The organism is Halotalea alkalilenta, from assembly GCF_001648175.1.
In the GTDB taxonomy this organism is placed as follows: domain Bacteria; phylum Pseudomonadota; class Gammaproteobacteria; order Pseudomonadales; family Halomonadaceae; genus Halotalea; species Halotalea alkalilenta_A.
In genome coordinates, this window is sequence record NZ_CP015243.1 from 806,981 (window position 1) to 831,382 (window position 24,402).

Genomic DNA, 24,402 nt, shown 5'->3' on the forward strand with positions numbered 1-24,402 from the left:
TCGCGGTGCTCGCGTGGAAAGCGTTCACGCCCAAGTTGAAGGGCGCTCATTACGCCGCTAGGTTCTGGGCGGGCGGCGAACGATGAGCTGGTCGACGTCACTGCTAGCCTGAACGTTGAGAGCTGCCGGTTCCCCGAGCGTCAGCATCAGTCGGTTGGCCCAGGCGAATATCGCTGTGGCCTGGATCAGATCGAGGAGCGCGTCGAAGCTCACCCCCTGCTTGATGAGGGGGGCGAACTGCTCGGCACCGAATTGGTCGGGACGGCGAGTCAGCGCCAGGGCGAAGTGGATGATGGCACGCTCGCGTTCGCTGGTGCCGGCGTGTTCCGGGTCTTCGAACAGCTGCTCGATGACATCGCGGCGCTTGGCGCGTTGCTCGAAACGCTGGGCGTGCACCGAGGCGCAGTAGACGCAGCCGTTGTCGCGCGACACGGCGGCGGCGGCGAGTTCGCGCTCTGCCCGGGCGGCGCCGCCCGAGCCATACATGATCGCGTTGTAGGTCAGCGAACGCTGGCGCAGGATCTCGGGCTGCAGAGCCAGCAGCAGGTAGTAGTCGGAGCTGCGCGCCTGAGGGTGGCTTTCATCGAGGATCGCAAGCTGCGTCTCGTTCGCCGCCGAGGGCTCGAGGGGTTCGAGCCAGGCGCGCCAGCCCAGTGTGGCGAAGGTGAACGCCGAGGCCGCCGGTCGCGCTGCTGGATGGCGTGCTGGCAGTTTCGCCTTCCGCTCGAAATCTGGCTTGTCAGCACTGTGTCGCAATGCGTCGAGGCCGGCCACCATCCGGGCCTGGTAGGCGACGAAGGCGATCAGCTGGGCGATCGCCACCACCGCGGCGGTGGACAGGCCTGCCGCGATCAGCGCAGAGAGGTGTTCGCGCCGCGCAGCACCAGGGTCGACGCTCAGCCGATGACTGAAATCGAGCAGCGCGCGAAGGCGCGGCTCCTCCACCCGGTCGCGCTGGTCCTGTGCCACCGCCTCGAGCAACCAGGTCTCGATCCGCCCCTCGAGACGCGTGCGATAGGCAGCGGCGAGCACGTTGGACGGTGCTAGCGCAGCAGCGTGGAGCGCGACCAGCAGGCGTTCGTCGAGCGGTGTGTCATCGAGCTCCGGAACGAACAATGCCTCGAAGGCGGCCTGGGTGTGGATCATGACTTTGGGACGCTGGCGCCTTAGTCGCGCGATCTCGCTCTCCTCGGACAAGGCAGCGAGACGTCCGATTTCGTCCGTTGGTGCAGTAGGTGTCGGTTGGCTCATGGATTCTCCCCATGGATGGAAAAAGGGCGGACTTCAGAACAGGACGCTGCCACCGCGCGGGCGAGGAAAGAGAGCACGCGCGGCCAGGACTCCTGGTTGGCGCGGGCGTTGTCGCGCATGCTTCCGCCACCGCTGCTGAGGATGCCCGAGACGGGGTGGGGGCGGACGATCGCCGTGGTTGGCAAGTGTGGGAAGACGATCGCGTGACCGGCGTCTCGATAGCAGTGATGTTCGACTGGATAAGGATGATCATGCGCGGCGAGGCGCATTTCGATCATTCGTGCGAACTGCGCCGAGGGCCAGGAACCATCGTCGCTGGCCGAGAGCAACAGTATCGGTGCGCGGATCCGCTCGACGGGCATGCGTGCCCGATCGCAAGCATCCTGGTCTTCCAGTGCGGTAAGCAGCGCATAGGCATGGCGCTTCGGCTCCGGGCCGTCATCGTAGGGTGCCCAGCTGGCGCGAGGGTTGTCCTGCCATAGATCCGGCAGCCGCTTGCCGTCGAGCAGCCAGCAAGGCCCCTCGCGGCCCGCCGCTGGGTCGGCGGCGCTCTGTGCGGGGTGGACGAAAGCGCTGGGTACGTAGCCGACCACCGCCGAGACCCGCTCGGGAAAAAGCGAGGCGAGCAGCAGCACCAGTTCGCCGCCGCGTGACTGGCCGCTCAAGGCGACGAAGCCATTGAGCGGCGAGACTTCCTCCCTTAGCCAGTCGAGTGCGTCGACGAAATACTCGAGCGGGGTATTGGAGATGTAGTCAGGTCGCCCTGGTGCCTTGAAGTAGCCGAGCGCGAGGGCGGCGTAGCCGTGGGAGGCATAGAGCGCGCCGCGCGCCTCGCTGATGCCGCCGCCCGAGCCGTTGAGCACCATCACCGCGGGGAAGGGCCCCTCTCCTGCGGGGAGAAACAGTGTGCCGGACACGCCCGCTTGGCGAATTTCGCGCCGCTGTACGCCTTCACCCAGATAGCGCTGGATGAAGCGACCGCTCGCGCGCTCCTCGCCACCGCCGCTCATGGCGCACAGCTCTATCTCCACTGGTTCCACCGGTGTTGGCGGTGGCTGGATATCGCCTGTTTCGGGTGTCATGGCGTGGACCATGCCCATTGGCGAGACGCCGTGGTAGTCGTTCGACACTCCCGCCGCCTCGAGCGGGGCGTGGATGGTCAGGTCGATCTGGCCCTGGTGATCGGCCTGGAAGCTCGCGCGGCTGGTCCATACCGCGCCATCTGGCTGGCGCGAAGAGGCGGTGAGCCGGATTCGCTCGCCAGGCGCGAGGCCGACGATCTGGATGCGGCGCTCGACATCGATCAGTGCATCGCGCGGGGTGACCTCGATACTGGCCACGGCTACCGTTCCTCTACCCGAGTGACCATCTGAGCCGCGGTACGGTCGCTGTTCATCGGCTTGACCTCGAGCCCGTTGCGCGCCGCCCAGACGTTCTGGTAGTGGAACAGAGGGATCACGCCGACATCGTTGGTCACCGTTACCGCTGAGCGACGCAGGATCGCCTCGCGCTCGCCCTCGTCGAACGCCGAGGTCGCCTCGGCCAGGTCCCGATCGACCTCGGCGTTGCTGTAGTGGCCCCAGTTGGAGGCGCCGCGTCCGGCCTCGGAGTCGACCGTGGTGAGGATATTGACCAGCGCATAGGCTGCCTCGCCGGTGCCATTGCCCCAGGCGATCATGCTCAGCGCATACTCGTTCTTGTTCGCGGTCCCTGAATACACTGCCCAAGGCACCACGTCGACCTGGGTGCGCACGCCGATCCTGGTCCAGAATTGCGCGACCGCCTGGGCGGTTTCAGGCGCCAGCGGGTAACGGTCGTTCGGGGCGTGGATGGTCAGGCGGAAACCTTCGGGAAAACCGGCTTCGGCCAGTAGCTGCTTGGCCCGTTCGGGATCGAAAGGAATCTCCGGGATATCCGGGTTGTAACCGAAGGTGTCTTTCGGCATCCACTGATTGGCGACGCTGGCCGCTCCTTGCATGATCCGCTCGGTGATCGCTTCGCGGTTGATCGCCAGCGACAGCGCCTCGCGTATACGCTGGTCACGCAACGGGTTGTCGGCCAGCGGTTTGCCGGCGTTGTCGGTGATGTACCGGTTCGGCCCTTCGCGGAAACTCGGCTGCAGCAGCAGCACGCGCAGACCATCGTAGGCGAAGACATTGACGTCGTTGGACCCGTTTAGCCGCTCCAGATCGGAGACCGAAACCTTGTCGATCACATCGACGTCGCCGGACAGCAGCGCCGCGGTGCGTGCCGGAGCGTTGGGGATGTAGCGGTAGTCGACCTTGGCCCAGGTCGGTGCTTCGGCGTCATTGTCCCTATAGTTCGGGTTGGCCGCGAGTTCGATCCGCTCACCCGGTGTGTAGGAGACGAAACGGTAGGGGCCGGTGCCGATCGTCGCCTTGCCCGAATTGAAGTCGGCGGCACTGGCACCCTCGGTGGCGTGCCGTGAGACCACATAGACCGAGGTGAGGTCGAGCGGCAGGTTGGGATTGGGCGTATTGGTCTTGATCACCAGAGTGTGCGGATCGGGCGCGGTGACCGAGTCGATGGTGCGCAGGAAGCCCGCGAAGCTTGCCACGCTTCCCGGCATGGTGCGCGCGCGCTGGTAGGAATGGATCACGTCGTCGGCGGTGAACGGCGTGCCATCGTGCCACTGCACGTCATTGCGCAGAGTGAATTCCCAGGTATTCGGATCGATGTTGCGAAAGTTCTCCGCCAGCGCTGGTTTTGCCCGGTTGTCCCAGTTCTTCGAGGTCAAGGTATCGAAGATCTGAATCGCCACCGAGTTGTTGCCGGCATGGTTGTTGAGCTCTGGGTCGACCGCTGATACGGGATCGGCGAAGGCGATGCGCAGGGTGCCCTGGGGAGTCGTATCTTGGGCAGCGGCATGGATCGCGGTGGCCAGCGCGGATGAGACGATGAGCGTCGACAGCAGTTTCTTCATGGGTCCGTTTTCCTCGGTTGGATAGGTCTCAAGCCGTGTCATTGAGGTGGCAGGCACTCAGGTGCCCGGATGCGATGGGCTTGAGTGCTGGCGCCTCGCGCTGGCAGCGTTCGTGGGCATAGGGACAGCGAGGGTGGAAATGGCAGCCGCTGGGAGGGTCCAGCGGGCTTGGGATTTCCCCGCGAATCGCACTGAAACGCTTCTTGCCGGTGCTGATCCTCGGCATCTCGGCGAGTAGCGCTTGGCTATAGGGGTGATTCGGGCGACTGAACAGCTCCTCGACATCTGCCTGTTCCACCACCCGGCCCAGGTACATCACCACCACGCGGTCGCTCAAGTGCTCGACCACCCCAAGGTCGTGGCTGATGAACAGATAGGTCAGCCCGAGCGTTTCGCGCAGTTGCATGAACAGGTTGATGATCTGGGCCTGGATCGAGACGTCCAGCGCGGCTACCGCCTCATCGCAAACCAGCGTCCGCGGCTGCACCGCCAGCGCCCTGGCGATGCCGATGCGGGCGCGCTGGCCGCCGCTGAACTGGTGCGGATAGCGAAAGCGATAAGCGGGATCGAGCCCGGCCCGGTCGAGCTGGTCGCTGACGTAGTCGTCCAGTTCAGCATGCGAGCAGAGCCCATGTACCTTGGCCGCTTCGCCGACGATCTCGTTGACCCTTGCCCGCGGATTGAGGCTCGCGTAGGGGTTCTGGAAGATCATCTGGGTATCGAGTCGCGCGCGTCGGCGCTGTTTGTCCGTCAGCGCCGAAAAAGCCTGGCCTCGATAGCGCAGATCACCAGAGGTAGGGGGGATGATACTGGCGAGCATCCTGCCCAGGGTCGACTTGCCGCACCCGGATTCACCGACCAGGCCGACTACCTCACCGCTTCTCAACTCGATATCCACGCCGTCCACGGCATGCACCACTGGGAATGGTTTGGCCAGTCCAGCGCGCTGGACCAGACGCTCGACCAGGTCGGGCTTGCGCGCGAAGCGCTTGACCGCTTTGTCGAGCGAGAGCAGCGGTGCTTCCTGGGCGTTCCTCGTCGCGACCGAGGGATTGGTGCTCATCGCAGGGCCTGCGCGTCGAGTTGGCTGTCGAGTGGGTGGACGCAGCGCGCCAAATGGTGAAGTGCGGTACTCGATGGCGTCAGTGCGGGTATCCGGCGGCATGTCTGGTTGGCTCGATGGCAGCGGGCCATGAACGAGCAGCCCTGCGGTAGTTCGAACATGTTCGGGGTCATTCCTGGAATCTGCGCCAGCGGTACACCGCGCGGATTGTTGCTCGGCAGGCTCTTGATCAGTCCGTCGGTATAGGGATGACGGGGTGCGCCGATGACATCGCCGACAGGACCCTGTTCGACGATGCGCCCGGCGTACATTACTGCTAGCTCGTCAGCGAGTCCCGACACCACCGAGAGATCGTGGGTGATCCAGATCACTGCGGTACCGAACTCGGCGGCCAAGCGCTGAACTTCGGCAAGAATCTGTGACTGGATGGTGACATCCAGTGCCGTGGTCGGCTCATCGGCGATCAGGACGTCGGGGCGGTGGAGCAGTGCGATGGCGATCGCCACCCGCTGGCGCATGCCGCCGGAGAGCTGATGGGGGTAGTTCGAAAGCCGGCGCAGCGGATCGGCGATGCCGGTCATTTCCAGCGCCTCGAGCGCCCGCGACCGGGCTTTGCGGTGGCTGACCCGGGCATGGGCGCGCACCGCCTCGATCATCTGGAAGTCGATTCTGAGCACCGGATTGAGCGTCATCATCGGGTCCTGGAAGATCATCGCCAGGCGTCTGCCGCGTAGGCTACGCAGCTCGCGCTCGGGCAGCCCGACCAGATCGTACCCGTCGAGCAGCACCTCCCCCGAAACGATCCGGCCAGGGCGGTCGATCAGCCCCATGATCGAGTAGCCAGTCACCGATTTGCCCGAGCCGGATTCGCCCACTAGCCCCAGCACCCGGCCACGTTCGAGACGCAGGGAAAGCGACTCGACTGCCGGCAGCTCGCCATCGTTGGTGGTGAAGCGGGTCGTCAGGTCGCGCACTTCGAGTACCGGCGCAGCGGATGTTCGTTCGTCGAGCACGGATCATCTCCTCAGCCGGGGATTGAACAGGTCGCGCAGCCGGTCGCCGATCAGATTGATCGTGATCACGGTGACCAGCAGCGCCACGCCGGGGAAGAAGCTGATCCAGTACTCACCAGAGAGCATGTACTGGAAGCCGTTGGAGATCAGCAGGCCCAACGACGGTTCGGTAATCGGTACGCCGAGGCCAAGGAAAGACAGCGTCGCTTCCAGTGAGATCGCTCGGGCGACCTGCAGGGTCGCGACCACGATCAGCGGCGGCAGGCAGTTGGGCAGCAGGTGACGTACCACCACTCGCCAGCTTGGCAGCATCAGGCACTGCGCTGCCTCGATGTATTCCTTGCCACGTTCGGTGAGCGCTTGGCCGCGAACCGTGCGCGCGTAGTAGGCCCATTCGATCACCACCAGGACCAGCAGCACGTTGAGGATTCCCTTGCCGAGGAAAGCGAGGATCATCAGCGCGACCAGGATCGAAGGGAACGACAGCATCAAGTCGACGCTGCGCATGATCAGCGCATCGACACGACCGCCGAAGTAGGCCGCGGCGAGCCCCATCGCGGTACCGAAGATGAACGCGCAGAGCGCCGAGCCGATACCGACGACCAGGCTGATACGCAGGCCGTAGAGAATGCCGGAAAGCAGGTCGCGCCCTTGGGCGTCGGTACCGAGCCAGTAGATCAGCCCTGTACTCATTGCCTCCGAGCCCGGTGGCAGCCGGGCATCCATCACGTCCAGTTGCATCAGATCGTAAGGGTTCTGCGGTGCGATCCAGGGGGCGAACAGCGCGCCCGCCACCAAGCAAAATGCGGCCAGGGCGGCGAATATGGCGATCTTCGAGGCGAAGAACTCGCGCGCGAAACGTAGCCCCAGCGAGGGTCTGAGCGTTGGCTGGGGCCCGGGCTTGCTCCGGCTCATGCGCCGGCCTCCAGGCGAACGCGTGGGTCGAGCAAGCGATAGAGGATGTCGACGCAGAGATTGATCATGACGAAGAGGCAAACGACGATCATCAGGTAGGCGACGATCACCGGCCGGTCGAGGGCATTGATGCTGTCGATGATCAGTTTGCCGGCACCGGGCCAGGCGAAGATCGACTCGGTGACCACGGCGAAGGCGATGGTCGAACCGAACTCGAGGCCGATCACCGTGACCAGCGGAATGAGGGTGTTCTTCAACACATGGATGCCGATGATCCGTTTGGGGGCAATGCCATTGGCGCGGGCGAAGCGGATGTAGTCCTGCGGCAGCACCTCGCGAACTCCGGCACGGGTCAGGCGCAGGACCAGCGCGACCTTGAACAGAGCCAGGTTGAGCGCTGGCAGCAGCAGGTGGCGCCAACCATCGAGGGTCAAAAACGACCAGCCGTAACCCATGATCGACACCGTCTCGCCGCGTCCGGTGCTTGGCAGCCAGCCGAGTGAGACGCTGAAGATCATGATCAGCAGCAGGCCGACCCAGAAGGTCGGCAGGCTGAAGCCGATGATGCTGCCCCCCATGATCATCCGGGCGAACCAGCGATCGGGGTAGAGCCCGGCGAGCAGGCCGAGAGGGATACCGATGAGGATCGCCAGCCCGGTCGCAGCGAAGGCCAGCTCGAAGGTGGCCGGCAGGCGCTGGAGAATCAGCGGCAGCGCCGGCATGTTGTAGACGTAGCTCTGCCCCAGATCGCCCTGCAGGGCATTGGCGAGAAAGACGCAGTATTGAATCCACAGCGGCTGGTCGAGGCCGAGGCTCGCGATCATCCGTGCCCGCTCCGCCTGGGTAGCGTCCTCGGCGACCAGGATATCGATCGGATTGCCGATCACATGGAGGCCGAAGAATACGATCAGCGTCATCAGCAGCAGGATCGTTGCGGCTTGCAGCAGCCTGCGGATCAGCCAGACGGTCATGGCGTCTCATTCTCCACGTCGGCGGTGACCTCGGCATGCAGGGTTTGCAGCAGCGGCTTGTAGGCGCTGGCGGGATGGCGTTTGAAGCCATGCAGGCGAGCGTGGGCGACCCGCTCGATCTCGTCGATCAGCGCCTCGGCGACGGAACTCAACGGTTTGGAGGAAGGGCTGAAAACGCCGAAATAGAACGGTATTTCAGCGTCGAGCGGGCGTATGACCACCCCTTCGAGCGGGACACCGAACGCGGTGGCCGGCTCGAGCACCGCGATGCCTAGGCCCTCGCGTGCCGCCATCATCGCGTTGAGCGAGCTTGAGTTCTCGAACAGCGCGGCCGGCGCTAAGTCCGCGCTGCGGAAGGCTTGGTCGAGGCGGTGGCGCAGCCGGTTGCCGTTGAGCAGAGTGAGCAGACGCTTGCCGCTGAGTGCGGCCAGCGGCAGTACCGGATGGTGAGCGAGTGGATCGTCATGACGCAATACGGCGACGCAGGGCGCCTCGCCGATCCAGTGCAGGTCGAGGCCGCGATGTTCCAGCGGCAGGCTAGAGACGCCGAGGTCGACATTGCCGGAGAGCAGTGCGCCGACGATCTGCTCGGCGCTGGTCGTGCGCAGCTGCATGTGCTCTGGCAGCAGCGCTTGGTCGAGCTGGCCCAGTGCCGCTGGCAGTAGCCCGGCACCGATCGCGGGCGTTGCCACCAAGGCGATCGGTTGTAGCCGGCGCTCGCCGATCGCGCGTGCGCGGCGCTCGATCTGACGCAGGCCGCCCAGGAAAGGTTCGACCTCGATGTAGAGTTCGCAGGCCCGTTGGGTCGGTCGCACTCGCGGTCCGGCTCGCTCGAACAGCGCGTAGCCGAGTTCCGCTTCGAGCTCCTGGATCACCCGGGTGACTACCGGCTGGGAACGCCCGAGTAGTTGTCCCGCGGCGGTAATGCTGCCGGTGGACATCACCGCGGCGAACGCTTCCAGTTGACGGATTTCCATCGTGCTCAATCCCTGCTCAAGGCTCGATCGAGGAAATAGACCACCGTCTTGGTCATCGCACGGGTTCCTCTCCCAAGGTGATCTTATCGGCGTCGCGCCACTCGCTGCCGTCGAGTTCGGGTTTGGCGTAGGCCAGCAGTGCCTGCCAGTGCTGATCGATGTCCTCGCGGTAGAGATCCGCCGCGATCGATTGGGCCAGCCAGGCCGCTCCGACGCTGATCGCAGGGATGTCACCGCTGACTTTGCCGAGCGAGAGGGTGGCGCCGTAGTTGAAAGCGTGCAGGTTGGCGAGCGCTGGAGCGCTGCCAGGGGTACGCTCGGTGAACTGGAAACCATCGCCGAGCCAGGGAAAGGCGCCGAGTTCTACGCTCTCGAGCTCCGCCGGAGGCGTGAAGCGATCGCGCCAGCGCGCGATCATCGGCGTCAAGGCCGCCAGCTCTGGTCGCGCTTCGAGTTCGATGCTGAATCCGGTGGCGATGATCAGGAAATCGGCTTCGAAGTTGCGTTCGCCGCGGGTGGCGATCAGCAGACCGTGTTCGAGCTCGGTGATCGACCCGATCGCACAGTCGAAGTGGAAGAAGGCGTTGTCGTGACGGCTGACCCGTAGGGTCGAGCCGTGCGGGGCCGGGGTCTGAGTAGCCAGCGAATAGTGCATGATCCGCCAGCGCCAAAGAGGCGAAAGCGTTGGGAAAGCGCAGGTGAAACCGGGATTGCCGATGCCCATCAGTTTATTGATCGTCGGCATCTCGCGGCGGCGAGCGAGCAGGCGTACCTCGGCGGCGCCGTGTTCGAGTGCCTCGGCGGCATTGTCCATCGCCGACGCGCCCATGCCGATGACGGCCACCCTGCGCCCGGCCAGAGCGGCGAAATCGATCGCCTCTGATGAGTGCGCCCAGCGCGATTTATCGAGTCCTTTGACGAAATCGGGCAGGTAGGGAGCGCCCAGGCCTTCCCGACCAGTGGCGAGCACGACCTTGCGTGCGAGCAGGCACTCGGAAGTGGAGCCTTCGACATGCAGGCGCAGTAGCTCTCCCTCGGGCTCGATCAGAGTGACCCGCTCACAGTGCTCGACCTCGATGCCCAGTACATCGCGATACCAGAGCAGATATTCCTGCCACTGCGGCCTTGGGATCTTGTCCAGGGCCTCCCAAGCGAGATCACCGAACTGGGCGCGGTACCAAGCCTGGAAGGTCAGGCTTGGTATTCCCGCCGCTGGCCCGAGCAGCGTCTTCGGCGAGCGCAGTGTCTCCATGCGGGCATAGTCGAGCCAAGGCCCGGTACGTCCAGGCGCGGCACGGTCGATGATCCGAATATCGCTTATGCCTTGGCGCGCGAGCGAGAAGGCAGCGGCGAGCCCGCACATGCCCGCACCGATGATCACCACGGCGGTGATCCGCTCCCCGTTCGCCATGTGCCGTTCCGGCACCCAGGCGGCGGGAGGATGGTTGAGCAGCGACAGCTCGCGGGCGACCTGGGCTTCCAGCTGCGCGAGACTGCTGGGCGCACGGTAGTCGGATGCAGGCATGAATGGAGGCTCGTGATTGAAATTGTTGATTCTGATTTCACATTCTTTAGCAAACAGCATGCGAGAAATAAATAATACATCGCTATAACGTCATTCATTTGCCATGAGCGCCTGCCGGTGCATCGGGTTTTTTCGAACTTGGTGCCTCCCGGAGAGGCGTGCTTCGACGAGCCTTCGCATCGATGGCTCGACTGCCTCCGTGGCTTGGGCGCTCGCCACCAAAGACAACGCATGGATAGCAGCACATTGTTCGACCAGCGGAGCGATCCACTCGATACCAACCTGGACGGGGCGAGACCCCATTGGGAGGAGGTTCTGCCAATGGGCGACCGTATCGAGTCGATGCAAGGCGTTCGTGGGTGGTGCGCCGATGAGTCCACCGCATCCCTTGTGCCATAATGTCGATTCGTTTCGCGGCCGCTCTCCAGCGGTCCTTGACCAGCCTTTGATGCGATGGGGAACATGGCCGAACAGCATGATGAACCGCGCGGTGCGGATGGCGCCGTGCCGGACGAGGAAGATTTCGCCGCGACCCTTTCGCGCCTGGAGGCGTTGGTCGAGCGGCTCGAGGCCGGGGATCTGAGTCTCGAGGCCTCGCTCACCGCTTTCGAGCAAGGGGTCAGGCTGACCCGCGACGCGCGTAAGCGCCTGGAGTCCGCGGAGCTCAAGGTCAAGACCTTGCTCGAGCGCGACGATGGCGGGGTCGATGAGCGTCCGTTCGAGGAGGGCGCATGAGCGCGCGTGAGCTGGTGCGGCACGCGGCAAGGGTGGAGGCGGCGCTCGAGGCGCTGCTCGCCGGCAGCGCCGGCCCGGATGCGCGGCTCGAGGAGGCGATGCGCTATGCGGTGCTCGGTGGCGGCAAGCGGCTGCGCCCGACGCTGGTCTATGCCACAGGCGAAGCGCTGGGCATCGCCCCCGAGCGCCTGGACGCAGTGGCGGCGGCGGTCGAGCTGATCCACGCCTATTCTCTGGTCCATGACGATCTGCCGGCGATGGACGACGACGATCTGCGCCGCGGCCGGCCCACGGTCCATCGCGCCTTCGATGAGGCGACCGCGATCCTCGCCGGCGATGCGCTGCAGACTTTGGCCTTCGAGGCGCTGGCGCAAAGCGGTGAACCGCGCGCGGCTCGCCTGATCGGTGCGCTGGCGCGGGCCTCGGGACGCGCGGGGATGGCCGGTGGCCAAGCGCTGGATCTTGGCGCGGTCGGTCGTCTTATCGATCTCGATGCACTGATCGAGATTCACCGCCACAAGACCGGTGCACTGATCACCGCCTCGGTCGAACTGCCCGCGCTCCTGGTGCTCGACGATACTGATCGAACGCTCACCGCGCTGCGCCGCTTCGGCGCTGCGATCGGACTCGCCTTCCAGATCCAAGACGACGTGCTCGATGTCACTGGCGATACCGAGGTGATCGGCAAGACCCAGGGGGCCGATGCCGAGCGTGGCAAGCCTACCTATCCCGTGCTGCTCGGCCTCGACACCGCGGCGGCCAGGGCCCAGGGGCTGATAGTCGATGCCTGCGACGCGCTCGCCCCGCTTGGCGAGCGTGCGGCGCCCCTGAGCGCGCTGGCCCGCTACATGGTCGACCGCGATCATTGAACGTTCCCTCGCCGGCGGGATTCGCCCGGCGCAAAGGTGCCTGATGCGAAGTTTCGAGCGATTTCCCGCCTGGATGCCTGCGACTGCGCTGCTCGACCGCGCCGGGACGCCTGCACGCCTGCGCGGGCTTGCGCCGAGCGAACTTGTGGCGCTCGCGGACGAGCTGCGCGAGCTGCTTTTGTATCTCGTCGGCAGGGGCGGCGGCCATCTGGGCGCAGGCCTAGGTGTGGTCGAACTGACCATCGCGCTGCACTACGTTTTCGACACCCCGACCGACCGTCTGGTGTGGGACGTTGGTCATCAGGCCTATCCGCACAAACTGCTTACCGGCCGGCGCGACACGCTCGCCAGCATTCGTCGCTTCGGCGGCGTGGCACCGTTCCCGAGCCGTGACGAGTCGCCGTTCGATGCTTTCGGCGTCGGTCACGCGGGCACCGCCGTCTCCGCTGCGCTCGGCATGAGCCTGGCGGCGCGGGCCACAGGGAGCGGCCAGCGGGTCTGTGCGGTGGTCGGCGATGGCGCCTTGACCACCGGGATGACCTTCGAGGCGCTCGCCCATGCGGGTGATCTCGGCGCGGACGTGCTGGTGGTGCTCAACGACAACGGCATGTCGATCTCGCCCAACGTCGGCGCCCTGGCCAAGCGGCTGCCGAGCGCGCCGGATGCCCCGGTCGACGGCGTCGCCGGGCTGTTCGAGACCCTCGGCTTCGACTACACGGGGCCGCTCGACGGACACGACCTCGGCGCGCTGGTCGCTGAGCTTGCCCGGTTGCGTGGGCTGCCCGGGCCGCGCTTGCTCCACGTGGTCACCGAGAAGGGCGCGGGCTACCTGCCCGCCGCCAGCGACCCGCTACGGCTCCATGCCCATTCGCCCTCGCGTTCGAGCGCCGGTGCACCACGTTACGATGCGCTGTTCGGCGACTGGGCCTGCGCCGCGGCGAGCCGCGAGCCGCGCATGGTCGCGATCACCCCTGCGATGCGCGAAGGCTCCGGGCTCGCCGGCTTCGCCGCCGCATGGCCCGAGCGCTTCTTCGACGTCGCGATCGCCGAGCAGCACGCTGTCACCCTGGCCGCGGGGATGGCCTGCGAAGGACTCAAGCCGGTGGTCGCGATCTACTCGACCTTCCTCCAGCGCGGCTTCGATCAGCTGATCCACGACGTCGCGCTGCAGAACCTGGACGTCACCTTCGCCGTCGACCGCGCAGGCCTGGTCGGTGAGGATGGTCCTACTCACCATGGCGCCACCGATCTCAGCTGGCTGCGCTGCGTGCCCAACCTGATGGTGATGGCGCCCGCCGATGGCGCCGAGTGCCGGCGCATGCTCGACTTCGCCCTCGACCACCCAGGGCCCGTCGCGGTGCGCTACCCGCGTGGCGAGGCCGTGCCCGGCGACGATGACGCCGCGCCGCTCGAGCTCGGCCGCGGGCGCTGGCTACGGCGTGGTGGTGAGGTCGCACTGCTGTGCTTTGGTGCGCCGCTGGCCGAGGCCCGCGAGGCCGCGGAGCGGCTCGACGCCAGCCTGATCGACATGCGCTTCGTCAAACCGCTCGACCGGCAGGCGCTGTTGGAGGCCGCGGCCGGCCACCGGCTGCTGGTGTCGATCGAGGAGAACAGCGTACTCGGCGGCGCGGGCAGCGCGGTGGCGGAGCAGCTCTGCGAGCTCGAAAAGTCGCCGCCGCTGCTGCGGCTCGGGCTGCCCGATCGCTTCGTCGCCCACGGCGATCGCCGCAAGCTGCTCGAAATCTGCGGGCTGGACGCCGCCGGGATCGAGGCCGCAGTGCGCGCCCGGGTCACATGGCGGGATGTCGAGGAGACGTCGCTGCGTTCCGAGGGCGACGAATGACTCGCACCCGTGTAGCGTCCAAGGTAAAAGAGCGAAGACGCATCCCTGCCCGCGTCGGTATCCTTCCCGGTCGTGCGTGCGACACGCCGCCTCCGATCAACTCTTGAGTGGTGGACATCCCAGTGGAATATGTACAGTTTCTCATCGACTTCATCCTGAACATCGACGTCCACTTGGCCGAGTTGGTCGTAGAGTATGGCCGCTGGATCTACGCGATCCTGTTCGTGATCATCTTCTGCGAGACCGGCCTGGTGGTGACGCCGTTTCTGCCGGGTGACTCGCTTTTGTTCGTCGCCGGCGCCCTGGCGGCGATTCCGGCAAGCGATATCAACGTCCACTTGATGGTGCTATTGATGCTGGTTGCGGCGATCCTCGGCGACGCGGTCAACTACACCATCGGCAGGCTGTTCGGCGAGAAGCTCTTCTCCAACCCGAACTCCAAGATATTCCGGCGTAGCTACCTGGAGAAAACCCACCAGTTCTACGATCGTCACGGCGGTAAGACCATCATCATCGCGCGCTTCGTGCCGATCGTGCGTACCTTCGCGCCCTTCGTCGCCGGCATGGGCCACATGCCCTATCGCCGCTTCGCTGCCTACAACGTCATCGGTGCGCTGGCTTGGGTGCTGTCGTTCACCTACGCGGGCTATCTGTTCGGCGATCTGCCGATCGTTCAGGAAAACCTCAAGATTTTGATCGTTGCGATCATCGTGGTCTCGATTCTTCCCGGTATCATTGAGTTCCTGAGGCATCGTCGCAAAGCGTCGAAGATCAGCGCCGGCGAGGCGCAGAAGACCTCCAACGATCGGTGAGGAAAAGTAGATGTTCGAGCGGTTCGATCGCAATGACCAAGGTGTCGACTACGTGGTCGGCGATCTGCATGGGCACTTCGATCTGCTGATGGCGGCGCTCGACGGCGTCGGTTTCGATCGCACACGCGATCGCCTGTTCTGCGTCGGCGATCTGATCGACCGCGGCCCGAGATCGTTCGACTGTCTCAAGCTGGTGCTGGAGCCGTGGTTCCACTCGGTGCGTGGCAATCATGAGGAGATGGCGTTCGACGCCATTTTCAAACAGCAGTGGCGGATGTGGTTGCCCAATGGCGGTACTTGGGCGGGAGAGGTCAATCCGCGCGAGCTCAAGGAGCTGCTCGAGCAGGCGCTGCCGCGGCTGCCGCTGGCAATGGAGGTGGCGGTCGGTGATCAGCGCGTCGGCATCGTCCACGCCCAGCCGCCCAGCGACTGGCGGCTGCTCGAGCGCAATACCGACAAGTACCGCGAAGCGCTTCTATGGTCGCGCACGCGGATCTCACGCGAAGACCGCACCCCGGTCGAAGGAATCGACGCAGTGGTGGTGGGCCATACCCCGGTGGAGCGCCCCCGTCTGCTCGGCAACGTCCACTACATCGATACCGGCGCCTACAAGAGCGGCGTGCTGACCCTGGCACCGCTCGCCAGCCTCCCCGGGGTCTGAGCGTTTGCGTTTTTCGAAGACGGTTGATTCTGCTCGGACCTTCATGCCCTCCGGCGATATCGCCGGGTCGGTGAAGGCCTGGCTCGCCACGATCGTGCGTGGGCTGACGCCATTACGGCCACTGGCCCCGCGCAGACGTTCTCGATTCATCTCTGAAAGTCATTGAATACGCAGAGCGCTTCTTCTCGGAGGGCGCATTCCGTGCGGTTGCCTCGCCTGCCATCGATCATCATCCATTTGCCACGCCCAGGCGTGCCTTCCCGGGGCGAAGCCCTTCTTGGCTCCGAGCTTGGTGAAGAAAGTGGCAGCAAGGGAGGGGAGACATGGTGGTGGAACATATATCTTACATCTCCGCCGGTGTTTCCCCGCTCTCGATCGCAGTGAAACGCTAGCGAGAGATGCGCCGAGAACCATTCGTGGTTGTCGGGAAGTCTTGCCTGGTAGCGATAGGTTGTGCTTCCATCAAGGCTTCTATGGCGCAGCCAAGACAAGAACACGGGTGGTGTAAATGGAAGAAATATCATCCGCGCCAATTATCGGTGTAGTCGCTGATCGGGGCCTCCATGGTGGTCAACCGAGCCAGACGGTGATGGAAAAGTATCTCGAGGCGGTGAGCCTCGCCGGCGGTGTGCCGTTGATCCTGCCCCAGGGGCTTGCCGATTCGCCCGCAGCGCTTGCGTCGGCGATGGCCGTGCTCGATGGGATCCTGCTGCCGGGCAGCGCCAGCAATATCGAACCGTACCACTATGCCAGCGGTGAGGCGGACCAGGACACGCAGCCGGAGGCGCATGCCGACCCCGGGCGTGACCGGCTCGCCTTCGCCTTGATCGACCTTGCCCTGGCATCGGCAATGCCGCTGTTCGGCATCTGCCGTGGGATGCAGGAACTGGTGGTGCGTACCGGCGGTGCGCTGCACCGGCGCCTGTTCGAACTGAGCGGCTTCCAGGAGCATCGAGAAGACGAGGGCAAGGCGCTCGAGGTGCGCTACGCGCCCGCCCACGATGTCGAGCTCATCCCGGGGGGATTGTGCTCTGAGCTGTTCCCCGAGACGCGACGCTTCTGGGTCAATTCACTGCATGGTCAGGGCGTCGCGCGGCTCGGCGAAGGCGTGCGCATCGAGTGCCGTGCCTGCGATGGGCTGGTCGAGGCGATCTCGGTGGCGAGCCATCCTTTCGCGCTCGGGGTGCAATGGCATCCCGAGTGGAACAGCCGCGACTACGAGCTTTCACGCCGGTTGTTCGACACTTTCATCCAGCACGCGCGCGCCTATCGCGACGCGTACCTCGAGCGACGGAGCACTCCTCGATGAACGCACTCTCCCAACCCGCCAACGGCCACGTTGCCAGCTACTACGCCGCCAGTGCCAACGCCCATGCGCCCTACACCGCGCTGGAGGAGTCGATCAGCTGCGATGTCTGCGTGGTCGGCGGCGGCTACACCGGGCTTTCGAGCGCGCTGTTCCTCGCCGAAGCGGGGTTCGATGTGGTGGTGCTCGAAGCCCAGCGGATCGGTTTCGGCGCCAGTGGGCGCAACGGCGGCCAGCTGGTCAACTCCTACAGCCGCGACATCGATGTGATCGAGCGGCAGTACGGCGTCGACGCGGCGCGGATGCTCGGTTCGATGATGTTCGAGGGCGGTGGGATCATTCGCGAGCGCATCCAGCGCTACGCCATCGATTGCGACCTGCGCGAGGGCGGTATCTTCGCCGCGCTCAACCAGCGCCAGCTCAAGGGGCTCGAGGAGCAAAAGGCGCTGTGGAATCGCTACGGTAACGACCGGCTCGAGCTGCTCGACCGCGAGCGGGTCGCCGCGGAGGTGGGGAGCCGGCGCTACATCGGTGGGCTGCTCGATATGAGTGGCGGTCACGTCCATCCGCTCAACCTCGCCCTCGGCGAGGCCGAGGCGATCCGAGGGCTTGGTGGGCGGTTGTATGAAGGCACCCCGGCGCTGTCGATCGAGCATACCGACCCCGCGCGGATCAAAACGCCCAAGGGCGAAGTGGTGGCACGCTTCGTACTGGTCGCCGGCAACGCCTATCTCAATGACGTCGAACCCCGGCTCAAGGCTCGCAGCATGCCCTGCGGCACCCAGGTCGTCGCCACCGAGCCGCTCTCGGTGGAGCAGCGCGAGGGGCTGTTGCCCAACGGCTACTGCGTCGAGGACTGCAACTACCTGCTCGACTACTTCCGGCTGACCCGCGATCACCGGCTGCTCTACGGCGGCGGGGTGGTCTATGGCGCGCGTGATCCCGACGATATCGAGGCGCTGATCCGGCCGAAGCTGGCCAAGACCTTTCCCCAGCTCAAGGGGGTGAAGATCGATTATCGCTGGACCGGCAACTTCCTGCTCACCCTCTCCCGGCTGCCGCAGTTCGGCCGGCTCGCCCCCAACCTCTACTACATGCAGGGCTACAGCGGTCACGGGGTGACCACCAGCCACCTGGCCGGACGGCTGTTCGCCGAAGCGGTGCGTGGCCAGGCCGAGCGCTTCGATGCCTTCGCCAGCCTCCCTCACCTGCCGATGCCCGGTGGGCGGCGCTTCAGCGTGCCGCTCTCGGCGATGGGCGCGGCCTACTACTCGCTGCGCGACCGGTTGGGCATCTGAGCGATAAGCGCTTGCGATGTCATCATCGGGGACGACGTGCCGCTGGTTCGATCAGAGCGTGAGCGGGGTATGCGCGCTGATCAGCCGGCAGGTGCGCTCGCCCGGATTGCTGAACCGGTGCGGTACGCTGGTGTCGATCACGTAGCTCTGGCCGGGCTCGAGGCGATAGGTGACGCCGCCGGTGACGATCTCGAGCACGCCTTCGAGCACTGTGCCGATCTCCTCGCCGGGGTGGGTGAGCTGCTCCCCGGTGGAGCTGCCCGGTTCGTAGCTTTCGATCAGCATGCCGAGGTTGCCTTCGCCATCGGGGCGATGGATCAGCTCGAGCGATACGCCCTGGCTGCCCAGCTGGAGGCGCTCCTCGGGTTCGATCACTACCTTCGGGCGGGCGCGGGCGCGCTCTTCCTCGGCGAAGAAGTCGGCCAGCGATAATCCATAGACGGCGAGCAGCTTATGCAGCGTGCTGACCGAGGGGGAAACCTTGTTCTGTTCGACGGTGCTCACCGCACTGTGGGTCAGCCCCGCCAGTTCGGCGACCTTTCGCTGCGACAGGCCATGGCGCTGGCGAATCTCCGCCAGCCGGGTGCCGATCGCAAGCCACGCTGCGCCACTCATCCGCTCGACGTTCCTCGGAGTTGGGGTGAATTGGAGCTGCATGATGCGCGTAAATGCCCCGAGCGTCCATGGTCTGGAAGCGACACGCTGAGGGGAAGAACTTCGAGCAAAATAGGCTAAGCTTCGCTACAGCAAAAGGAGCGGAGAGTCCGATGCTTCGCGCTCGTAACGCTGTTCTGCGGAGAGAAAGAAATGCTCGCAAGACTCAAGGATGAGTGGCTACTGGCGCTCGCGCTGCTGATCGCACTGCTCGCCTACGGCTTCGAGTCGATGCTGCTGGATGCTGGCAGGGTGATCGCGCTCACCACGACCGTGGTGCTGATCGTGGCCATCGTCGCCACTGCGATACGCGTCGCCCACCATGCCGAGGTGCTCGCCGAGAAGGTCGGCGATCCCTATGGCACCATGATCCTGACCCTCTCCGCGGTGCTGGTCGAGGTGATCATCCTGGTCATCGTGATGAGCCACGAGCACTCGCCGACGCTCGCTCGAGACACCATCTACGCGGCAGTGATGATCGATACCAACGGGATCGTCGGCCTGGCTGCCTTGATCGGCGGACTCAAGCATGGCGAGCAGCCCTACAACGACGACTCGAGCAAGGTCTACGTGGTGATGATCATCACCGCAGTGGGGATCTCGATGCTGCTGCCCGAGTTCCTGCCCGAAGCGCGCTGGCCGCTTTACTCCGGGTTCACCATCTGCGCTATGGCGCTGCTCTACAGCCTGTTCCTGCGGATGCAGACCGGGCCGCACAGCTACTTCTTCAGCTATAGCTACCCCGAGAAGCGCCGCCGGCAGGTCAGCGTCGGCGGGGGCGCCGCCGCCTTGGGTGGCGCTGGCGCCGAGACGGCCAGCGCGTCTTCCGATGGGCAGGAGCAGGCGCAGAGCGCGCCCTGGTCGATTGGTGTGCTGGTCGCGGGCGTTGCCTTGACCGGGGCGCTCGCCGAGGTGATGTCGCAAAGCCTGGGCGCCGCGTCCGCGGGGCTCGTGCTGCCGCCGATGCTGGTCGCCATCGTGGTCGCGATGATCTCGGCAAGCCCTGAGATCCTCACCGCGCTTCGCGCCGCGCTCGCCAACCGGATGCAGTCGGTGATCAACATCGCGCTGGGGGCTTCGCTCTCCACCGTGATCCTCACCATCCCGGTGATCGAGGCGATATCGCTCTACCAGGGCGAGCGTATCGTGATGGCGCTGACCCCGGTGCAGACGGTGATGATGGCGCTGACCCTGATCGTCGCCGCGATCAACCTCAACGACGGCGAGACCAACGCGATCGAGGGCATGACCCACTTCGTGCTGTTCGCCACCTTCGTGATGCTCTCGCTGATCGGACTGTGAGCGGGGCTCTTAGCCTTCAGCCCACTGCCTTGCCGCCTTTTTCCATTGCCCGCTGGTAGGCGGGGCGGGCACGGATGCGCTCGAGGAAGGCGTTCAGCGCCGTGCGCTCCTCGCCGAGCCCGCCGCGGGAGGCGGCGATTTCGAGCGGAAAGCCCATCTGGATGTCGGCGGCGCTGAAGTCGTCACCGGCGAACCAGGCGAAGCGTTCGAGTTCGCCTTCGAGATAGTCGAGATGAAGCGCCAGCTGGGGATGGGTGAAGGCGCTGTCGGCGCCTTCGCGCAGCTTGCGGGCGATCGGCCGAATCATCGCGGGCGAGCCCTGCTCGACTCGGGCGAACACCAGCTTGAGCAGCAGCAGCGGCATCAGCGACCCTTCGGCGTAGTGCAGCCAGTACGCATAGCGCCGCCGCGCCTCGCTGCCTGCGGCGGGACGAAGTTCGCTGTCGGGGGCGTGGCGGTCGAGCAAATGCTCGATGATCAGCGCCGACTCGATGACCACCCGACGCCGGCCCCGGTCATCCTCGTCGATCAGCAGCGGCGCCTTGCCGAGGGGGTGAAGCTCGCGCAGTGCGGCAGGCGCGAGCATGGTGCCGGGGTCGCGCTGGTGGCGTACCAGGCGATAGTCGAGACCGAGCTCCTCGAGCAGCCAGAGGATGCGCAGCGACCGGGAGTTGTCGAGATGGTGCAGGGTCAGCATGGCGGCGCTCCTCCACGAGGTGAATTGAGTTTGAGTGTCGGTGAGCGCCTGGGGCGCGTCAAACCGGCCCGCCTCGACTCCTGATATGTAGCGACCGCAATAGGGTGCCTGGGCCTGCGCAGCGGCGCGAGATGCTCGGCCTGATCGAAATACTGATGGAAGATTACGAACTCAGCGTGCTGCTGGTCAGTCGCCAGCCCGATGAAATCGCGCCGCTATGCCGGCGGATCGCGTTCATTGCCGAGGGAGGAGTCGCCTGGCACGGGGCTTCGAGCGCGTTGGGCGAAGAAGCCGCTTCCATGGAGGTGCGGCGTTACCTGGGTGGAGCTTCGCGCGACGGAGTCGATCACGTGGTTATTTTACTAATATAAGTTTTTGATTTTATTGGGTTTTTGGGACAAAAACGGGTTGCGGGCCAGCACGCTATTCCAAGATAATCGAAAGTCTGAGACGAACTCGATCCGAGTGCACGCCTCAGCCCGCGCTTCCATGCCTGGTGGGCCGAGGGACGCTGTGTGTGGTTTCGAGTCGCATTCCCCGCCCGTACGTCCCGAGAGGTCAGCCCAGGTGAGTGAGATCCAGTCCGATACCCATTTCCAACGATGGCAGGAAAGCGAAGCGCTGGCGGAGGAGATGATCCCGCTGTTGGGCCGGCTCTATCGCCACTACAACGTCATTCCTTCGCTGTTCGGCCGCTCGCTGATCAACCGCTCGGTGATCCGCATCCTCAAGAACCATCGCTACGTGCTCAAGGCCGAAGGCACTGAGCTATCGGTGAGCGACACCATGCCGCTGGTGCGCGCGCTGGTCGAGCTCGAGCTGGCACCGGCGCACATCGATCTCGGCCGCCTCGCGGTGGCGTTCAAGCGCTCCGGACGCAGCGACGTCGACGCTTTCCTGCGCGAGCAGCTGGCTGAAATCGTCGGTGGTCATCGGCCGGGCGGTCACGGCGGCGAGCCGCAGGACGTGGTGCTCTATGGTTTCGGGCGGATCGGTCGCATCCTCGCGCGGATCCTGATCGAGAAGGCGGGAGGGGGCAATCTGCTGCGCCTTCGCGCGATCGTGGTTCGCGGTGCCCAGGACGACCTCGAGAAGCGCGCGAGCCTGCTGCGCCGCGACTCGGTGCATGGCCCCTTCTCCGGCTCGATCGTCGTCGATCATGAACGCAGCGCGATCATCGCCAACGGTCACTACATCCAGGTGATCCATGCAGATTCACCGCGCGAGATCGACTACACCGCCTACGGTATCGACCAGGCCATCGTGGTCGATAATACCGGCAAGTGGCGCGACGAGGCGGGGCTCTCCCAGCATCTCGAGGCCAAGGGGGTGGCACGGGTGCTGCTCACCGCGCCGGGCAAGGGCAGCCTCAAGAACATCGTCTGCGGGGTCAACGACGCGACCATCGAGGAGGGTGACCGGATTCTCTCCGCCGCTTCCTGCACCACCAACGCGATCGTGCCGGTGCTCAAGGCGATGAACGACGAGTTCGGCATCATCCACGGTCACGTCGAGACCGTGCACTCCTACACCAACGACCAGAACCTGATCGACAACTACCACAAGGGTGACCGCCGCGGACGCAGCGCGCCGCTCAACATGGTGATCACCGAGACCGGGGCGGCCAAGGCGGCGGCCAAGGCGCTGCCGGTACTGGCCGGCAAGCTCACCGGCAACGCGATCAGGGTGCCTACTCCCAACGTGTCGCTGGCGATCCTCAATCTCCAGCTCGAACGTCCCACCGATAGCCAATCGCTCAACGCTTACCTGCGCCGAATGGCGCTCTATTCGTCGATGCACAAGCAGATCGACTACGTCGACTCCTCGGAGGTGGTCTCCTCGGACTTCGTCGGCAACCGCCATGCAGGGGTGGTCGATGCGCGGGCGACGATCGCCGAGGATAGAAGCGCGGTGCTCTACGTCTGGTACGACAACGAGTTCGGCTACAGCTGCCAGGTGGTGAGGATCCTGCAGAAGATGTCGCGGGTGCACTTCCTCTACCTGCCGCGCGCCGAAGCCTGAGCCTGGCCGTCGTCGCGCCCGAGCGGGCGCGACGGACGAGCAGAGGTGGCTCAGGGATAGGCGTAGGGCAGCACCGCGAAGTAGATGGCGAAGAAGTGGCAGACGCTGCCGCCGATCACGAACAGATGCCAGATCGCGTGGTTGAAGGGAATCCTGTCGAGCGCGTAGAAGACCACCCCGGCGGTGTAGGTGAGGCCGCCGGCGAGCAGCAGCCAGCGACCGGTGGCGGAGAGCTTGGCCGCCATCTCAGCGGGGAACAGGCACATCAGCCATCCCATCAGCAGGTAGACCAGTACCCGTAGCAGATGGAAGCGCTCCGGCCAGACCAACTTGGCGAAGATACCGACCGCGGCCAGCGACCAGACGATGGCGAACATCGTCCAGCCGGTCGCACCGCGCATGTTGACCAGCAGGAAAGGCGTGTAGGTACCGGCGATGAGCAGGAAGATCGCGCAGTGGTCGAGCTGCCGGAGAATGTAGCGGGCGCGAGGACGGCGGGTCGCGTGGTAGAGCGTCGAGACCAGGTAGAGCAGCGTCAGGCTGGTGCCGTAGATGCTCACGCCAACGATTTTCCAAGGGTCGAGGGCAAGGCTCGCGAGGACGATCAGTATCACCATGCCGGCGACGCTCAGCGCGGCGCCGATGCCGTGGCTTGCACTGTTCAACCACTCCTCGAGCCGCGCCTGCCCGCGCAGTAACCCTCTTTCGAGCTGTTCGATCGGTTCGCGCATCGTCGTGATCCTCGCAGCAGCAAGTATTGGCACGACGCAAAGGTCGGTCAGCGCTCCGGGGTGCTGTTTTCGTCGAGGCGTAGCGTCGCGGAGGTCAAGTCGTGCTGATCTTCTACGCTATCGATACGACTGAAGTCGCGCAAGGCCATCATGTGGCCGAGCTTGCTCGCCTTGGTCGCCAGATAGTGCTCGTTGTAGTCGTTGAGCCCGGTGGTCAGAGGCTGGCGTTCGGTGATGATCACGCCTGCATTGGTCAGCGCAGCGACCTTGCGCGGATTGTTGGTCATCAGCCGAAGCGAATGGATGCCGAGGTGTTCGAGCATCGGCATGCAGAGATCATAGCGGCGCAGGTCCGGGGCGAAGCCGAGATGCTGGTTGGCCTCGACGGTGTCGAGGCCTTGATCCTGCAGGTGATAGGCGCGGATCTTGTTGATCAGGCCGATGCCGCGGCCCTCCTGGCGCAGGTAGAGCAGCACGCCGCGGCCCTCCTCGGCGATCCGTTTGAGCGCCTCCTGCAGCTGGTAGCCACAGTCGCAGCGCATCGAGAACAGGGCATCGCCGGTCAGGCACTCGGAGTGCACCCGGCCGAGTACCGGTTCGCCGTCGGCGACGTCGCCGAGGGTCAGGGCGATGTGCTCCTTGCCGGTCTCCTCATCTTCGAACCCGTGCATGGTGAAGTTGGCGAACGACGTGGGGAGCAAGCAGTTGGAAATATACCGCAGTGTCACGGGAGCCTCGCAGGTGCCAGCGATGTCATCGGGTATCGCCGGGCACGTAAAAGGAAATGGCCGCTACTTTAGCATCGTCCGGCAT

At 65.0% G+C, this 24,402-nt stretch carries 23 protein-coding genes; 10 read left to right on the forward strand and 13 right to left on the reverse strand.

Going from position 1 to position 24,402, the window contains the following annotated elements:
• Window positions 1-57: 57 nt before the first annotated feature.
• The 9 genes from A5892_RS20650 to A5892_RS03620 are packed head-to-tail and all read right to left on the reverse strand — an operon-like array spanning window position 58 to window position 10,659.
• Entirely contained in the window at window positions 58-1,251 is a 1,194-nt protein-coding gene (locus tag A5892_RS20650; protein WP_082890248.1) for a CMD domain-containing protein, read from the reverse strand.
• A complete protein-coding gene (locus tag A5892_RS20655) occupies window positions 1,248-2,591 on the reverse strand; it encodes an acyl-CoA thioester hydrolase/BAAT C-terminal domain-containing protein (RefSeq protein WP_064121633.1) in 1,344 nt (447 codons plus the stop codon). The genes A5892_RS20650 and A5892_RS20655 overlap by 4 nt, the downstream gene beginning before the upstream one ends.
• Before the next feature lie 2 nt (window positions 2,592-2,593).
• Window positions 2,594-4,195, reverse strand: a complete 1,602-nt coding sequence (locus A5892_RS03590; RefSeq protein ID WP_064121634.1) for an ABC transporter substrate-binding protein — start codon at window positions 4,193-4,195, stop codon at window positions 2,594-2,596.
• Window positions 4,196-4,223: 28 nt separating this feature from the next.
• The gene (locus A5892_RS03595; protein WP_064121635.1) at window positions 4,224-5,258 is read right to left on the reverse strand and encodes an ABC transporter ATP-binding protein; all 1,035 of its coding nucleotides are present in this window, start codon (window positions 5,256-5,258) and stop codon (window positions 4,224-4,226) included.
• Window positions 5,255-6,271, reverse strand: coding sequence for an ABC transporter ATP-binding protein (locus A5892_RS03600; protein ID WP_064121636.1), 1,017 nt, complete (start codon window positions 6,269-6,271; stop codon window positions 5,255-5,257). The genes A5892_RS03595 and A5892_RS03600 overlap by 4 nt, the downstream gene beginning before the upstream one ends.
• 3 nt (window positions 6,272-6,274) lie before the next feature.
• Window positions 6,275-7,186 carry an ABC transporter permease gene (locus A5892_RS03605; RefSeq protein ID WP_064121637.1) on the reverse strand — a complete coding sequence of 304 codons (912 nt, stop codon included), beginning with the start codon at window positions 7,184-7,186 and terminating at the stop codon, window positions 6,275-6,277.
• Window positions 7,183-8,157, reverse strand: a complete 975-nt coding sequence (locus tag A5892_RS03610; protein WP_064121638.1) for an ABC transporter permease — start codon at window positions 8,155-8,157, stop codon at window positions 7,183-7,185. The genes A5892_RS03605 and A5892_RS03610 overlap by 4 nt, the downstream gene beginning before the upstream one ends.
• Window positions 8,154-9,134 carry a LysR family transcriptional regulator gene (locus A5892_RS03615; protein ID WP_064121639.1) on the reverse strand — a complete coding sequence of 327 codons (981 nt, stop codon included), beginning with the start codon at window positions 9,132-9,134 and terminating at the stop codon, window positions 8,154-8,156. Before A5892_RS03615 ends, A5892_RS03610 begins: the two co-directional genes overlap by 4 nt.
• A gap of 52 nt (window positions 9,135-9,186) precedes the next feature.
• Entirely contained in the window at window positions 9,187-10,659 is a 1,473-nt protein-coding gene (locus tag A5892_RS03620; RefSeq protein WP_064121640.1) for an NAD(P)-binding domain-containing protein, read from the reverse strand.
• Window positions 10,660-11,121: 462 nt separating this feature from the next.
• Between A5892_RS03620 and A5892_RS03625 the strand changes: the two genes are divergently transcribed.
• The 7 genes from A5892_RS03625 to A5892_RS03655 all read left to right on the forward strand — a co-directional run bounded on the left by A5892_RS03625 (window position 11,122) and on the right by A5892_RS03655 (window position 18,183).
• A complete protein-coding gene (locus tag A5892_RS03625) occupies window positions 11,122-11,394 on the forward strand; it encodes an exodeoxyribonuclease VII small subunit (protein WP_064121641.1) in 273 nt (90 codons plus the stop codon).
• The gene (gene ispA, locus A5892_RS03630) at window positions 11,391-12,263 is read left to right on the forward strand and encodes a (2E,6E)-farnesyl diphosphate synthase (protein WP_064121642.1); all 873 of its coding nucleotides are present in this window, start codon (window positions 11,391-11,393) and stop codon (window positions 12,261-12,263) included. The genes A5892_RS03625 and ispA overlap by 4 nt, the downstream gene beginning before the upstream one ends.
• A gap of 43 nt (window positions 12,264-12,306) precedes the next feature.
• The gene (locus A5892_RS03635; RefSeq protein WP_150123471.1) at window positions 12,307-14,106 is read left to right on the forward strand and encodes a 1-deoxy-D-xylulose-5-phosphate synthase; all 1,800 of its coding nucleotides are present in this window, start codon (window positions 12,307-12,309) and stop codon (window positions 14,104-14,106) included.
• Between the two features lie 122 nt (window positions 14,107-14,228).
• Window positions 14,229-14,918 carry a DedA family protein gene (locus A5892_RS03640; protein ID WP_064121644.1) on the forward strand — a complete coding sequence of 230 codons (690 nt, stop codon included), beginning with the start codon at window positions 14,229-14,231 and terminating at the stop codon, window positions 14,916-14,918.
• Between the two features lie 10 nt (window positions 14,919-14,928).
• Window positions 14,929-15,579 (forward strand): metallophosphoesterase, encoded by a 651-nt coding sequence (locus tag A5892_RS03645; RefSeq protein WP_064121645.1) that lies wholly within the window; start codon window positions 14,929-14,931, stop codon window positions 15,577-15,579.
• 508 nt (window positions 15,580-16,087) lie between these two features.
• The gene (gene puuD, locus A5892_RS03650) at window positions 16,088-16,888 is read left to right on the forward strand and encodes a gamma-glutamyl-gamma-aminobutyrate hydrolase (protein ID WP_064121646.1); all 801 of its coding nucleotides are present in this window, start codon (window positions 16,088-16,090) and stop codon (window positions 16,886-16,888) included.
• Window positions 16,885-18,183: an NAD(P)/FAD-dependent oxidoreductase gene (locus A5892_RS03655; RefSeq protein WP_064121647.1), complete on the forward strand. Its 1,299-nt coding sequence runs from the start codon at window positions 16,885-16,887 to the stop codon at window positions 18,181-18,183. The genes puuD and A5892_RS03655 overlap by 4 nt, the downstream gene beginning before the upstream one ends.
• Window positions 18,184-18,234: 51 nt before the next feature.
• On the opposite strand, the gene puuR is transcribed toward A5892_RS03655, so the two are convergent.
• Window positions 18,235-18,798: an HTH-type transcriptional regulator PuuR gene (gene puuR / locus A5892_RS03660; protein WP_027350095.1), complete on the reverse strand. Its 564-nt coding sequence runs from the start codon at window positions 18,796-18,798 to the stop codon at window positions 18,235-18,237.
• A 192-nt stretch (window positions 18,799-18,990) separates the two neighbouring features.
• Here puuR and A5892_RS03665 point away from each other — a divergent pair, with 192 nt between their 5' ends.
• A complete protein-coding gene (locus A5892_RS03665) occupies window positions 18,991-20,139 on the forward strand; it encodes a calcium:proton antiporter (protein ID WP_064121648.1) in 1,149 nt (382 codons plus the stop codon).
• A 16-nt stretch (window positions 20,140-20,155) separates the two neighbouring features.
• Here A5892_RS03665 and A5892_RS03670 read toward each other — a convergent pair whose 3' ends face one another.
• Complete coding sequence (locus A5892_RS03670; RefSeq protein WP_064121649.1) at window positions 20,156-20,836, reverse strand: glutathione S-transferase family protein; 681 nt, start codon at window positions 20,834-20,836, stop codon at window positions 20,156-20,158.
• A gap of 131 nt (window positions 20,837-20,967) precedes the next feature.
• Here A5892_RS03670 and A5892_RS03675 point away from each other — a divergent pair, with 131 nt between their 5' ends.
• Together A5892_RS03675 and A5892_RS03680 are read left to right on the forward strand one after the other, a co-directional pair.
• Window positions 20,968-21,207, forward strand: coding sequence for a hypothetical protein (locus tag A5892_RS03675; protein WP_064121650.1), 240 nt, complete (start codon window positions 20,968-20,970; stop codon window positions 21,205-21,207).
• Window positions 21,208-21,403: 196 nt separating this feature from the next.
• Entirely contained in the window at window positions 21,404-22,858 is a 1,455-nt protein-coding gene (locus A5892_RS03680; RefSeq protein ID WP_064121651.1) for a glyceraldehyde-3-phosphate dehydrogenase, read from the forward strand.
• Window positions 22,859-22,908: 50 nt separating this feature from the next.
• Here A5892_RS03680 and trhA read toward each other — a convergent pair whose 3' ends face one another.
• Together trhA and ribA are read right to left on the reverse strand one after the other, a co-directional pair.
• Entirely contained in the window at window positions 22,909-23,589 is a 681-nt protein-coding gene (gene trhA / locus A5892_RS03685) for a PAQR family membrane homeostasis protein TrhA (protein WP_064121652.1), read from the reverse strand.
• A gap of 47 nt (window positions 23,590-23,636) precedes the next feature.
• Window positions 23,637-24,317: a GTP cyclohydrolase II gene (gene ribA / locus A5892_RS03690; RefSeq protein WP_082890249.1), complete on the reverse strand. Its 681-nt coding sequence runs from the start codon at window positions 24,315-24,317 to the stop codon at window positions 23,637-23,639.
• Between the last annotated feature and the right edge of the window lie 85 nt (window positions 24,318-24,402).

Coding starts and splice junctions, on each gene's coding strand:
- A5892_RS20650 (WP_082890248.1), bottom strand. CDS start 1,251: ATGAGCCAACCGACACCTACTGCACCAACGGACGAAATCGGACGTCTC.
- A5892_RS03590 (WP_064121634.1), bottom strand. CDS start 4,195: ATGAAGAAACTGCTGTCGACGCTCATCGTCTCATCCGCGCTGGCCACC.
- A5892_RS03595 (WP_064121635.1), bottom strand. CDS start 5,258: ATGAGCACCAATCCCTCGGTCGCGACGAGGAACGCCCAGGAAGCACCG.
- A5892_RS03605 (WP_064121637.1), bottom strand. CDS start 7,186: ATGAGCCGGAGCAAGCCCGGGCCCCAGCCAACGCTCAGACCCTCGCTG.
- A5892_RS03610 (WP_064121638.1), bottom strand. CDS start 8,157: ATGACCGTCTGGCTGATCCGCAGGCTGCTGCAAGCCGCAACGATCCTG.
- A5892_RS03615 (WP_064121639.1), bottom strand. CDS start 9,134: ATGGAAATCCGTCAACTGGAAGCGTTCGCCGCGGTGATGTCCACCGGC.
- A5892_RS03620 (WP_064121640.1), bottom strand. CDS start 10,659: ATGCCTGCATCCGACTACCGTGCGCCCAGCAGTCTCGCGCAGCTGGAA.
- A5892_RS03625 (WP_064121641.1), top strand. CDS start 11,122: ATGGCCGAACAGCATGATGAACCGCGCGGTGCGGATGGCGCCGTGCCG.
- ispA (WP_064121642.1), top strand. CDS start 11,391: ATGAGCGCGCGTGAGCTGGTGCGGCACGCGGCAAGGGTGGAGGCGGCG.
- A5892_RS03635 (WP_150123471.1), top strand. CDS start 12,307: ATGCGAAGTTTCGAGCGATTTCCCGCCTGGATGCCTGCGACTGCGCTG.
- A5892_RS03645 (WP_064121645.1), top strand. CDS start 14,929: ATGTTCGAGCGGTTCGATCGCAATGACCAAGGTGTCGACTACGTGGTC.
- puuD (WP_064121646.1), top strand. CDS start 16,088: ATGGAAGAAATATCATCCGCGCCAATTATCGGTGTAGTCGCTGATCGG.
- A5892_RS03655 (WP_064121647.1), top strand. CDS start 16,885: ATGAACGCACTCTCCCAACCCGCCAACGGCCACGTTGCCAGCTACTAC.
- puuR (WP_027350095.1), bottom strand. CDS start 18,798: ATGAGTGGCGCAGCGTGGCTTGCGATCGGCACCCGGCTGGCGGAGATT.
- A5892_RS03665 (WP_064121648.1), top strand. CDS start 18,991: ATGCTCGCAAGACTCAAGGATGAGTGGCTACTGGCGCTCGCGCTGCTG.
- A5892_RS03670 (WP_064121649.1), bottom strand. CDS start 20,836: ATGCTGACCCTGCACCATCTCGACAACTCCCGGTCGCTGCGCATCCTC.
- A5892_RS03675 (WP_064121650.1), top strand. CDS start 20,968: ATGCTCGGCCTGATCGAAATACTGATGGAAGATTACGAACTCAGCGTG.
- trhA (WP_064121652.1), bottom strand. CDS start 23,589: ATGCGCGAACCGATCGAACAGCTCGAAAGAGGGTTACTGCGCGGGCAG.